Raw genomic sequence first — 10,559 nt, forward strand, 5'->3', positions numbered from 1 at the left:
GCCGTTGGCCGGCCCACGCATCGCCTGGGCCGGCCAACGGCCGGCGCTACCAAAGCGATGCGTCTCGTACGGTTTTCAATGCAGCGCTCGATCCTGCCGTCACGCGAGGTTTTCAATCCAGCGTTCGATACCGCGTCTGTCGCGCGCGGCCAGCAGTTTCGGTGCGGCGGCCTGCAACTGTGCCCAGTCGCTGTCGCGGATTACCCGGCGCACTTCCAGCAAGGTGCCGGGATGCAGGCTGAACTCCTTCAAGCCCAGTGCCAGCAGCAGCCGGGTCATGCGCGGGTCGCCGGCGATCTCGCCGCAGACCGCCACCGGGGTGTCGTGCTCCTGGCCGGTGCGCAGGATGTGGGCGATCAGCCGCAGCACAGCCGGGTGCAGCGGGGAGTACAGCTCACCCACCGCTTCATTGTTGCGATCGGCGGCGAGCAGGTACTGCACCAGGTCGTTGGTGCCGACCGACAGGAAATCGACGAGGTCGATGAAGCTCTCCAGCGCGATCGCGGCGGCCGGTACTTCGATCATCGCGCCGAACGGAATGTGCTCGGCCACCTCGTGGCCTTCCGCGCGCAGCAGCTGGGTCTGCTTCTGCAGGCGGCGGCGCACGGCCAGCACTTCCTCGCGGGTGCTGACCATGGGCAGCAGGATGCGCAGCTTGCCGTAGGCCGACGCACGCAGGATCGCGCGCAGCTGGGTATCGGCGACCTTGGGCCGCGCCAGTGACAGGCGCACGCCGCGCAGGCCCAGCGCCGGGTTGTCCTCGTTGCTCAGGGTCAGGCCGGTGCGGTCAGCCTTGTCCGCGCCCAGGTCCAGGGTGCGAATGGTCACCGGTCGACCGTTCATGCCAAGCGCGGCGTCGCGGTAGGTCTCGAACTGCTCCTGCTCGTCCGGCAGCTCATCGCGCTGCAGGAACAGGAATTCGGTGCGGTACAGGCCCAGGCCGTGCGCACCCAGCGCGTGCGCCTCGGTGACGTCTTCCAGCGACTCGGCATTGGCCAGCAGGGCGATGTCGACCTTGTCCAGGGTGCGACTGGGCTTGGCCCGCAGCCGGCCCAGCTCGCGCTGCTCGCGGGCCTGCTCGCGCAACCGGGCGCGATAGTCACGCAGGTCGTCGGCCAGCGGATTGACGGTGACGGTTCCGTTGCTGCCATCGATGACCAGCACGTCGCCATCGTTGATCTTCTGCAGCGCGCCGGGGGTGTTGACGATCAGCGGCAGGTGCAGGCTGCGCGCGAGGATCGCGCTGTGCGACAGCGCGCTGCCGCCCACACTGACGATGCCGACCACGCCGTGCGCCTGCAACTGGGCCAGTTCGGAAGGCGCGATGGTGTCGCAGACCAGGATCTCGCCGGCCAGCCCCTTCACATCCGCAGGGCGCTTGTGCAGGAAGGCGTGGATGCGGCCGATGACATGGTCGAGGTCGTCCATGCGGCTCTTCAGATAGGCATCGTCCATGCCATCGAAGACCTTGGCCAGGCGGTCGCGCTGCACGCGCAGGGCGTAGCCGGCGCTGTAGGGGCCACTGCGGATCAACTCATCGAGCCCGAACAGCAGTTCCGGATCGTCCAGCAGCAGGGCGTGCAGATCGAGGATCTCGCCCATTTCTTTGTCCAGCGCCCCTTTCAGGCGCTGGCGCAGCTCATGCATTTCCACCCGCGCCGCGTCCACGGCCTCGTGCAGGCGCACCAGTTCGGCGTCCACCAGCGCGGCGGGAATTCGCTGTTCGGCTACGTCCAGCACATGCGGCAGACGTACCCGGGCCCGCCCCAGGGCGTGGCCGCGAGCGGCCCCATGACCGGTCAGCAGCAGCGCGCCGGAAGCGGTCCGCGACGGCTGCCCGGGCATGCTCAGTTGTCCTCGTCGAAGCGCCGCTCGAACAAGGCCACCACCGCGTCCATCGCGGCGGCTTCATCCTCGCCGTCGATGCGCACGGTAACGGGGGTGCCCTGGCCGGCGGCCAGCAGCATCACGCCCATGATGCTCTTGGCGTTGATCTCGCGGCCGCGTGCCGTCATGGTCACGTTGCAGCGGAACGGAGCCAGCTCCTGCACCAGCTTGGCAGTGGCCCGGGCGTGCAGCCCCAGGCGGTTGGATACGGTGAGTTCACGTTCAAGCATCGTCGACAATCGCTCCATTGCGAGTGCCCGCCGCCGCAGTGGCGGGCAGTTGATCCAGTCCCTGTTCCGGATAATTCATCACTCGCAACAACATCGGCAGGCTCAGCGCCGAGACCCGGCGAGCCGGGGTGCCCAGGCGGGCCAGCTGCGCTGCCAGATTGCTCGGGCTGGCGCCATACAGGTCGGTCAGGATCAGCACGCCTTCACCACTGTCGACCCGGCGCAAGGCGGCCGAGGCGAGCGGTAGCAGGGCGTCCATGTCTGCGTCGAACGGTACTTCAAATGCTTCGGTTTTCAGCGGCAGGTGCCGCAGCAGCCGGGTGGCCACTTCCAGCAGGGAAGCGCCCACTCCGGGATGCGTTACAAGGAGAATGCCACAGGTCATTACCGCACGTTAGCAGGTCAAGATGAATTGGGACTAGGGGGCAACGCGGGATTGTCTAATCCAATTCACGATGGAAGGTGGCAACCTCCGGCCAGCCCTGCTCGCGGGCATGCCGCGCCATGCGCTCGGCCAGGTACACCGAGCGGTGTTTGCCGCCGGTGCAGCCAAAAGCGACAGTCACGTAGCTGCGGGTGTCGTTGCCCAGGCGCGGCAGCCAGGTGTCCAGGAAGTCGGTGAGCTGGGCGGTGTAGCGCTGCACGTCCGGCTGCGCTTCCAGGTAGTCGCGGACCGGGGCCTCGCGGCCGGACATCGGGCGCAGTTCCGGGTCCCAGTGCGGGTTGGGTAGCACCCGGGCGTCGAACACGAAGTCGGCCTCGGCCGGGACGCCGCGCTTGTAGGCGAACGACTCGAACAGCAGCGACAGCTTGTTGCCATGGCTCAGCGCGAACTCGGTGACCACCTTGCGGCGCAGCTGGTGCACGTTCATGCCGGTGGTGTCGATCACCGCGTCGGCGGCCCGGCGCAGCGGGGCGGTCAGTTCACGCTCGCGGGCAATGGCCTCGGGCAGCGACAGGCCGAGCTGGCTCAGCGGATGCCGACGGCGGGTGTCGGCATAGCGCTTGAGCAGCGTTTCGTCGGTGGCATCGAAGAACAGCAGCTGCGCATCCAGGCCGGCGGCCTGTGCGTCTTCACGCCAGTGCGAGAGCTGGCTCAGGTCGGTCTGCCCCCGCACATCGATGCCCACCGCCATGCGCCGCGGGGCCGAGCCATCGTGCCGGCCGATCAGGCTGCGCACGAAGTCCGGCAGCAGCAGAATCGGCAGGTTGTCCGAACAGTAATAGTCCAGGTCTTCGAACGTCTTCAGCGCAACGGTCTTGCCTGAGCCGGACAGGCCGCTGACGATGATCAGCGTTGCGGCGGCGTTTTCCGGGGGGGCGACGGTACTCATGGCGTGCGACGTTCCAGCAGGTTGCTGTGCCGGGCGATGAACATCGCCGCGGGGTCAATGCCCTTGGTACGCAGAATGTGCAGCCGGGTGGCCGCCTCGGTCAGCACCGACAGGTTGCGACCCGGCATCACCGGCAGGGTGATCAGCGGAACGTCCAGGTCGAGCACGTGGCGGGTGCCGGAGTCGCCGGTCAGGCGCTCATAGCCGTGGGGGGTCGGTTCGGTCATGGGCTTGGTCAGGTGCACGATGAGCCGAAGGTACTTGTTCTTCTTTACCGCCGTGTCACCGAACATCTCGCGCACGTTGAGCACGCCCAGGCCGCGCACCTCCAGCAGGTCCTGCAGCAGTTCCGGGCAGGTGCCGTCGAGCACGTCCGGCGCGATCTGGGTGAATTCGGGGGCGTCGTCCGCCACCAGCCGGTGGCCGCGGCTGAGCAGCTCCAGCGCCAGCTCGCTCTTGCCCGAGCCGGCTTCGCCGGTGATCAGCACGCCAATGGAGTAGATCTCCATGAATACGCCATGCAGGATCACCCGCGGGGCCAGGGTGCGGGCCAGGTGGTAGGACAGGTGGTTGAGCAGTTCGTGCCCGCGCTTGGGCGAGATCCACAGCGGGGTGTGGGATTCATCCGCCGCCGCGCGTAGGTCTTCCGGGCAGGGCTGGTTGCGGGTGATCACCAGCGCCAGCGGGTGCGACTGCATGATCCGTTCGATGGTCTCCCAGCGCTGGCGCGAGTCCAGGGAGTCCAGCCAGGACAGTTCTTCGGTCCCCAGGATCTGCACCTTGTTGGGGTAGATCGCGTTGAGGTAACCGGCCAGCGACGGGCGTCGCGACACGGTGTTGCCGGCTTCCAGTTCGCGGCGCTCGCCGGCCTGGCCGGCTACCCAGCGCAGCCCAAGGCGGTCGCGCTGTTGTTCAAACAGCTCACGTGCGGTGATGCTGGTATTCATGCGGCGCTCGCCGGAGGGGATAACTCGAGAACCTGACGCAAGGCCGGACCGTCGTGCGCGTCGCGCAGGGCCTGGCGGACCGAGGGCTCGGAGAACAGCTCGGCCAGCTCGGACAGCAGCATCAGGTGTTGATGGGTGTAGTGGGCCGGGACGGCGATGGCGAACACCAGGTCCACGGGTTCGTCGCCGCCGAAATCCACGGGGCTTTCCAGCCGCAGCAGGGCCCCACGGGGGCGTTCCAGCAGCGGGGCGCGGCCATGCGGGATGGCGATGCCATGGCCGATGGCGGTGCTGCCCAGCTGTTCGCGCTGGCACAGGTTCTGGTAGATCAGCTCGGCATTGGCTTCGCGGCAGGCCAGCAGCCGGGCGGCGGCCTTCAGCACGCTGTCGCGGTCGGCGGCCGGCAGCACCTGGGTGCGCACGGCCGCCAGTAGGTCAGTCAGGGGCATGTTGGGGAGAACATGGTGGCGTCAGTCGCCATTGTCGCTCACCGGCACGGGGGCGTGCTGGTGTTTCTTTTCCTTGTGCTTGATGACCAGGCGATCAAGCTTGTCGGCGAGCACATCGATCGCGGCATACATCGTCTGACCACCGGCTTCCGCGTGCAGGGTCTGCCCCGGGATGTTGGCACTGGCGTCAACGTGGTGTTCGTTCTTGCGCAGCGCCAGGGTGACCTTGATTTCGCAGTGTCGGTCGAAGTGCTTCCCGATCCGGCTGAGCTTTTCTTCCACGTAGTTCTGCAGGGCCGGGGTCACTTCCACGTCTTTGCCATACGTTTCGATTTGCATCGGTTGTCTCCTTTTCGGATTTGCCAATGAACCTTCCCGCCGGGCGCTGGGAGCGTCAGGCGATACGTACTCTTTCGTGCGAGGCGGAAATGTTCATGGCCTCACGATACTTCGCCACGGTGCGTCGCGCTACCGGTATTCCCGAGGTTTTTAGCAGGTCAGCCAGCTTGGCGTCAGAAAGCGGCTTGCGCGGGTTCTCGTCGTCGATCAGGCGGCGGATCATGGCCTGGATCGCGGTGCTGGAGGCCTCCCCGCCGCTGTCGGTATCGATCCCCGAGGCGAAGAAGCTGCGCAGCGCCAGGGTGCCGCGCGGGGTGCGCACGTATTTGCGGGCAATCGCGCGGGAAATGGTCGATTCGTGCAGGCCCAGCTCGCCGGCCACCTCGCGCAGGGTGAGCGGGCGCAGGGCCTGCTCGCCGAACTCCAGGAAGGCCGACTGCTGCTGCAGCAGGCAGCGCATCACCCGCAGCAGGGTCTCGCCGCGCGCCTCCAGGCCCTTCAGCAGCCAGCGTGCCTCCTGCAGGTGGGCGCGCAGGTAGCCCGCGTCGCTTTCGCCGCAGCGGCGGATCATCTGTTCGTAGCCGCGGTGGATCACCACGCGGGGGCCGGCGTGTCCGGCCAGCGCGGCGCGCCAGACGCCGCCCTGCCGCCAGACCACGCAGTCGGGAACCACGTAGCTGTCGTGGGCCAGATCGCCGATCTGGGTGCCGGGGCGCGGGTCCAGCGAGCGCAGCAACTGGACGGCGATGTCCACTTCTGCCGCCGGGACCTTCAGCTCATGGGCCAGTCCGTCCACGCCGCTGCGCGGCAGGCGCTCCAGCGGGCCATCGGCGATGCGCCGGGCCAGCGCCAGGCCGGGGGTCTGCGGGTCCAGCACGTCCAGCTGCAGCTGCAGGCATTCGCCCAGGCTGCGCGCCCCGACCCCGATCGGGTCGAAGCGCTGGATCTGGTGCAGCACGGTGAGGATCTCGGCGTCGTCGGCACGCATGCCCGGCAGCAGGGTCTCGGCAATGGCGGACAACGGCTCGCGCAGGTAGCCGTCCTCCTCCAGTGCGTCGATCAGCGCCGCGCCAATGGTGCGGTCGCGGGCAGAGAGGTGCGACAGGTGCAGCTGCCACAGCAGGTGGTCGGCCAGGGTTTCGGTTTCGGCCACGCGCTCGGCGGCGCTGCCGTTCTCATCGTCATCGAACGAGCCGCCGCTGCCGCCGCTGCTCCAGTCGGCCTCACCCGGGGCCCAGTCGTCGTCGCCGGCGGCGCTGCGCTCGCCGGAATCATCGGGGCCGTCGCTGCCCTCGCTGGGACGTTCGTCCGCGCCGGGGGCGGCGTCGAGGCTGGGTTGATCGTTCTCCGCCCACTCCAGCAGCGGGTTGGTCTCCACCGCCTCGGCAATTTCCAGCTCCAGCTCGGTGGTGGACATCTGCAGCAGCTTGATGGCCTGACGCAGCTGCGGCGTCATGACCAGTTGCTGTCCCAACGATGTCTGCAGCCGTGCTTTCATGCCTGTGCCCAACGGGGGGAGGGCGCCGTAGCGGCCGGCCGGTCAGAGCTTGAAGGTGTCTCCAAGGTAGACGCGACGGACGTCGGCGTTGTCCAGGATTGCGTCTGGTGCCCCCTGCGCCAGTACGCTGCCTTCGTTGAGGATATACGCGCGGTCGCAGATTCCCAAGGTTTCGCGGACATTGTGGTCGGTGATCAGCACACCGATGCCGCGCTGCTTGAGGTGGGTGACGATGCGCTGGATCTCGCCGACCGAGATCGGGTCGACACCGGCAAAGGGTTCGTCGAGCAGGATCAGCCGCGGCTGCGCCGCCAGCGCGCGCGCGATTTCACAGCGGCGGCGCTCGCCGCCGGACAGGCTGGCCCCCAGCTGTTCAGCCACATGGCCGATCTGCAGCTCGTCCAGCAGCGAATTCAGCTCCTTCTCGCGACCGGCCGCGTCCAGGTCCTCGCGCAGCTCCAGCACCAGGCGGATGTTGTCGGCCACGGTCAGCTTGCGGAACACCGACGGTTCCTGCGGCAGGTAGCCCACGCCCTGCTTGGCGCGGGTATACATCGGGTCGGCGGTGATGTCCTTGCCATCCAGCACGATGCTGCCGGCATCGGCTTCGACCAGCCCGACGATCATGTAGAAGCAGGTGGTCTTGCCGGCACCGTTGGGGCCGAGCAGGCCCACCACTTCGCCCGCATCGAGGGTGAGCCCGAATTCCTTGACGACTTCGCGCTGCTTGTATTTTTTGCGCAGACCTTTGGCGACCAGCATTACTTCTTGCTCCCGGCAGTGGGCACGGTGGTCTTGGTGGGTGCCGGCGCGGCGGCCGGGGCGGCACCCTTGTTCTTGGGCGGAATCACGGTACGGACGCGACCACCGTCGCCGCCGCTGTTCATCTCGCCGCTGCGGGTGTTGTAGGTCATCTTCTGGCCGCTGTTGATGCCCTGCGCGCTCTCGACCCGGTAATTGCCGGTCAGCACGATCACTTCGCCCTTGATGTCGTAGTCGATCTTGTCGGCGCGGGCATTCATCCAGCTGCCGTCGTCCAGCTGCTGCTTCATCGTGGCCTGCTTGCCGGAGAACACGGCGCGCACGGCCTCACCGTCCTTCATGTGGATGTCGGCCTGGGCCGCACGGATTTCCAGCGTGCCCTGGGTGATGATCACGTTGTTGGACAGCGTGATGACGCCATCGCCAAGGAACGAGCCGGACTGGGCACCGGACTCGATGTTCATTTCCTTGTTGCGGTCATCGGTCCGCGCCTGGGCGGAGAAGCCGGGGACCAGCAGGCACAGGGCAAATGCAGCGGCGTAGAGGATCTTCATGACGGGGGGCTTTCCTGCCGGATTCTTGGAAGCGGCCGTAGCCGTCCGTGGATTGTCGGGGCGCATCACTGACGGGGCGTGTAACGGCTCTTGACCTGGCTCCGGAAGTGGTAGGTCTTGTCGCTGGAGTTCAGTTCAAAGCCGACACCGGACTGGGTCATGCCCGGCCGGGTCAGGGTGACCAGCGCATCGGTGCTGGCCTTGTTGTCGTTCGGGAACACGTCCAGATGGTCGGTGCGGAAGGTGGTCGGCGGGACGGTGGGGACCTTGGGACTGTCACCGCTGACGTTGCCGGTCAGCTTGAGCTGGTCGCCCTTGGCGCTGACCCAGCCCTTGTCGCTGCGCAGCTCCCAGTGGTTGCCCTCGCTGTCAGGCAGCAGGAACAGCGGCGTGGCGATGACCATCGTTTCATCGGCACGGCTGCGCTCCAGCAGCGGAGCGCGCAGGGTGGTGGATTCCTTGCCCTGTTCGTCCAGCGCGACGATCTGGAAGTCATGCAGCACGTAATCCTTGCTGGCGTCGTCACCGACCGCAGGGGCGGGCTTGTTGCGGTCACGCAGCAACGACCAGCCGCTGAGCAGGGCCGCAACCAGCAATACGCCGCCGATGGCTGTGCGCCAGTTCATGCGCCGAACCTCGCCAGCACCGCATCCACATGGCCCTGCGCGGCCAGCAGCACGTCGCACAGCTCACGCGCGGCCCCGCGGCCGCCGTCGGCGCGGGTCTGCCAGTGCACACGCTCGGCGATCCACGGGTGGGCATTGGCGGGTGCCACCGCCAGGCCGACCGCGCACAGCGGGGCCAGGTCGGGGAGGTCATCGCCCATGAAGGCCACCTGGTCCAGGCCGATGCCGTGCTGTTCGCACAGCAGGCGCACGCTGGCCAGCTTGTCGCCCACCGCGATCTGGGTGTCGATGCCCAGGTCAGCCCCGCGCTTGAGCGCGGACAGACTGTTGCGCGCGGTGATCAGCACGGGGTGGATACCGTGCTGCTGCAGCAGTTTCAGGCCCAGTCCGTCCTGCACGTAATACGCCTTGCTCTCGTTGCCGTCACGGTCGTAGTAGAGCCGACCGTCGGTGAGCGTACCGTCCACGTCGAAGCAGGCCAGCCGGATGCGACCGGCAGCGGCGTGCAGATGGGACGGGAAAGCGGGCAGCGGGGAATAGGGCATCAGGGGCGCAGATCAGCTGAATGGAGGACGGTCACTGTGGTTTAAACCACCCGCGCCCGCAACAGGTCATGAATGTTCAGTGCGCCCACCGCCCGTCCTTCCGGGTCGACCACGATCAGGCCGTTGATCTGGTGGGTTTCCATCAGCCGGGCCGCTTCCACGGCCAGCTGGTCAGCCCCGATGGTGCGCGGCGTGCGGGTCATCACGTCGACGATGCGTGCGCTGCGGACATCCAGGTCGCTGTCCAGGGCGCGGCGCAGGTCGCCGTCGGTGAACAGGCCGACCAGACGCTGGTCGGCATCGACCACGGCGGTCATCCCGAGTCGCTTGCGGCTCATTTCCACCAGGGCCTGGCTCAGGCTGGCGTCCTCGCCCACGCAGGGCAGCTCGTCGCCGCTGTGCATGACGTCGGTGATGTGCAGCAGCAGGCGGCGGCCCAGGCTGCCGGCCGGGTGCGAGCGGGCGAAGTCGTCGGCGGTGAAGCCGCGCGCGTCCAGCAGGGCCACGGCCAGCGCGTCGCCCATGGCCAGCGAGGCGGTGGTGCTGGAGGTCGGGGCCAGCGCCAGCGGGCAGGCCTCGGCCGGCACGCTCACGTCCAGGTGGACGTCGGCGGCCTGGGCCAGATTGGAGCCCGGGCGGCCGGTCATGGCGATCAGCCGGTTGCCCTGGCGCTTGAGCACCGGCAGCAGCATCAGCACCTCGTCGGACTCGCCAGAGTAGGACAGGGCCAGCACCACGTCGTCCTCGGTGATCATGCCCAGGTCGCCGTGGCCGGCCTCACCCGGGTGCACATAGAAGGCCGGGGTGCCGGTGGAGGCCAGCGTGGCGGCGATCTTGCGGGCCACATGGCCGGATTTGCCCATGCCCGTGGCGACCACGCGGCCGCGGCTGGCCAGCACCAGCTGGCAGGCCTGGCTGAAGGCATCACCGAGGCGGTCAGCGACCGCGGCCAGGGCGTCGCGCTCGATCTCGAACACCCGGCGACCGCTGGCCACCAGGGCGGACGGATCGGTAGATTGAGGGGGCAGGGGCGATACAGCCATGCGGGCGCCACGCGTAAGAGTAGAATGAGCGCACATTTTATTAGGAAAGCCCGTTGGACGCCGAGACCATCCGCAATCTGATCGAAACCGGCCTGCCGGGCTCCCGCGCCGACGTGCAGGGTGATGACGGCGTGCATTTCGAGGCCACCGTGGTCTGCGAGGGCTTTGCCGGCAAGCTGCCGCTGGCCCGCCACCGCATGGTCTATGCCACGCTGGGCGATCTGATGGGCGGGGCGATCCATGCGCTGGCGTTGAAGACGGTGACGCCGGCGGAAGCCAATCGGTAAGCCGACCAACGGTCGGCTTCTACCCCGGTTCCTTTTTTTCCCTTAATTCCTGTAGGTT

Annotated in this window: 14 protein-coding genes; 1 reads left to right on the plus strand and 13 read right to left on the minus strand. The window is 67.6% G+C overall.

Features of this window, described 5'->3' with window-relative positions:
* Positions 1-99: 99 nt before the first annotated feature.
* The 13 genes from ptsP to QMX83_RS09335 form a co-directional block, all read right to left on the minus strand.
* A complete protein-coding gene (ptsP, locus tag QMX83_RS09275) occupies positions 100-1,845 on the minus strand; it encodes a phosphoenolpyruvate--protein phosphotransferase (protein WP_282296339.1) in 1,746 nt (581 codons plus the stop codon).
* 2 nt (positions 1,846-1,847) lie between these two features.
* Positions 1,848-2,117, minus strand: a complete 270-nt coding sequence (locus QMX83_RS09280) for an HPr family phosphocarrier protein (RefSeq protein ID WP_282296340.1) — start codon at positions 2,115-2,117, stop codon at positions 1,848-1,850.
* Positions 2,110-2,502: a PTS fructose IIA subunit family protein gene (locus QMX83_RS09285; protein ID WP_125361643.1), complete on the minus strand. Its 393-nt coding sequence runs from the start codon at positions 2,500-2,502 to the stop codon at positions 2,110-2,112. Before QMX83_RS09285 ends, QMX83_RS09280 begins: the two co-directional genes overlap by 8 nt.
* Before the next feature lie 55 nt (positions 2,503-2,557).
* Positions 2,558-3,451 (minus strand): RNase adapter RapZ, encoded by an 894-nt coding sequence (rapZ, locus tag QMX83_RS09290; RefSeq protein ID WP_282296341.1) that lies wholly within the window; start codon positions 3,449-3,451, stop codon positions 2,558-2,560.
* Positions 3,448-4,398: an HPr(Ser) kinase/phosphatase gene (hprK, locus tag QMX83_RS09295; protein WP_282296342.1), complete on the minus strand. Its 951-nt coding sequence runs from the start codon at positions 4,396-4,398 to the stop codon at positions 3,448-3,450. The genes rapZ and hprK overlap by 4 nt, the downstream gene beginning before the upstream one ends.
* The gene (locus QMX83_RS09300; protein WP_282296343.1) at positions 4,395-4,847 is read right to left on the minus strand and encodes a PTS sugar transporter subunit IIA; all 453 of its coding nucleotides are present in this window, start codon (positions 4,845-4,847) and stop codon (positions 4,395-4,397) included. The genes hprK and QMX83_RS09300 overlap by 4 nt, the downstream gene beginning before the upstream one ends.
* Positions 4,848-4,868: 21 nt before the next feature.
* Positions 4,869-5,186, minus strand: coding sequence for a ribosome-associated translation inhibitor RaiA (gene raiA / locus QMX83_RS09305; RefSeq protein WP_282296344.1), 318 nt, complete (start codon positions 5,184-5,186; stop codon positions 4,869-4,871).
* A gap of 55 nt (positions 5,187-5,241) precedes the next feature.
* Positions 5,242-6,684, minus strand: a complete 1,443-nt coding sequence (locus QMX83_RS09310; RefSeq protein WP_282296345.1) for an RNA polymerase factor sigma-54 — start codon at positions 6,682-6,684, stop codon at positions 5,242-5,244.
* 42 nt (positions 6,685-6,726) lie between these two features.
* On the minus strand, positions 6,727-7,446 hold the full coding sequence (lptB, locus tag QMX83_RS09315) for an LPS export ABC transporter ATP-binding protein (RefSeq protein ID WP_282296346.1): 720 nt from the start codon (positions 7,444-7,446) through the stop codon (positions 6,727-6,729).
* The gene (gene lptA / locus QMX83_RS09320; RefSeq protein WP_282296347.1) at positions 7,446-8,000 is read right to left on the minus strand and encodes a lipopolysaccharide transport periplasmic protein LptA; all 555 of its coding nucleotides are present in this window, start codon (positions 7,998-8,000) and stop codon (positions 7,446-7,448) included. Before lptA ends, lptB begins: the two co-directional genes overlap by 1 nt.
* Before the next feature lie 65 nt (positions 8,001-8,065).
* On the minus strand, positions 8,066-8,626 hold the full coding sequence (gene lptC / locus QMX83_RS09325) for an LPS export ABC transporter periplasmic protein LptC (RefSeq protein ID WP_282296348.1): 561 nt from the start codon (positions 8,624-8,626) through the stop codon (positions 8,066-8,068).
* Positions 8,623-9,171 (minus strand): HAD hydrolase family protein, encoded by a 549-nt coding sequence (locus QMX83_RS09330; RefSeq protein WP_282296349.1) that lies wholly within the window; start codon positions 9,169-9,171, stop codon positions 8,623-8,625. The genes lptC and QMX83_RS09330 overlap by 4 nt, the downstream gene beginning before the upstream one ends.
* Before the next feature lie 41 nt (positions 9,172-9,212).
* Entirely contained in the window at positions 9,213-10,214 is a 1,002-nt protein-coding gene (locus QMX83_RS09335; RefSeq protein ID WP_282296350.1) for a KpsF/GutQ family sugar-phosphate isomerase, read from the minus strand.
* 53 nt (positions 10,215-10,267) lie between these two features.
* Here QMX83_RS09335 and QMX83_RS09340 point away from each other — a divergent pair, with 53 nt between their 5' ends.
* Positions 10,268-10,501: a BolA family protein gene (locus tag QMX83_RS09340; protein ID WP_282296351.1), complete on the plus strand. Its 234-nt coding sequence runs from the start codon at positions 10,268-10,270 to the stop codon at positions 10,499-10,501.
* Positions 10,502-10,559: the final 58 nt, after the last annotated feature.

The sequence above is a fragment of the Stenotrophomonas sp. PS02289 genome (genome assembly GCF_029960115.1).
Taxonomy (GTDB): Bacteria; Pseudomonadota; Gammaproteobacteria; order Xanthomonadales; family Xanthomonadaceae; genus Stenotrophomonas.

Excerpts from the sequence above, each read along its gene's own strand:
- ptsP (WP_282296339.1), bottom strand. The coding sequence starts at position 1,845 with ATGCCCGGGCAGCCGTCGCGGACCGCTTCCGGCGCGCTGCTGCTGACC.
- QMX83_RS09280 (WP_282296340.1), bottom strand. The coding sequence starts at position 2,117 with ATGCTTGAACGTGAACTCACCGTATCCAACCGCCTGGGGCTGCACGCC.
- QMX83_RS09285 (WP_125361643.1), bottom strand. The coding sequence starts at position 2,502 with ATGACCTGTGGCATTCTCCTTGTAACGCATCCCGGAGTGGGCGCTTCC.
- rapZ (WP_282296341.1), bottom strand. The coding sequence starts at position 3,451 with ATGAGTACCGTCGCCCCCCCGGAAAACGCCGCCGCAACGCTGATCATC.
- hprK (WP_282296342.1), bottom strand. The coding sequence starts at position 4,398 with ATGAATACCAGCATCACCGCACGTGAGCTGTTTGAACAACAGCGCGAC.
- QMX83_RS09300 (WP_282296343.1), bottom strand. The coding sequence starts at position 4,847 with ATGCCCCTGACTGACCTACTGGCGGCCGTGCGCACCCAGGTGCTGCCG.
- raiA (WP_282296344.1), bottom strand. The coding sequence starts at position 5,186 with ATGCAAATCGAAACGTATGGCAAAGACGTGGAAGTGACCCCGGCCCTG.
- QMX83_RS09310 (WP_282296345.1), bottom strand. The coding sequence starts at position 6,684 with ATGAAAGCACGGCTGCAGACATCGTTGGGACAGCAACTGGTCATGACG.
- lptB (WP_282296346.1), bottom strand. The coding sequence starts at position 7,446 with ATGCTGGTCGCCAAAGGTCTGCGCAAAAAATACAAGCAGCGCGAAGTC.
- lptA (WP_282296347.1), bottom strand. The coding sequence starts at position 8,000 with ATGAAGATCCTCTACGCCGCTGCATTTGCCCTGTGCCTGCTGGTCCCC.
- lptC (WP_282296348.1), bottom strand. The coding sequence starts at position 8,626 with ATGAACTGGCGCACAGCCATCGGCGGCGTATTGCTGGTTGCGGCCCTG.
- QMX83_RS09330 (WP_282296349.1), bottom strand. The coding sequence starts at position 9,171 with ATGCCCTATTCCCCGCTGCCCGCTTTCCCGTCCCATCTGCACGCCGCT.
- QMX83_RS09335 (WP_282296350.1), bottom strand. The coding sequence starts at position 10,214 with ATGGCTGTATCGCCCCTGCCCCCTCAATCTACCGATCCGTCCGCCCTG.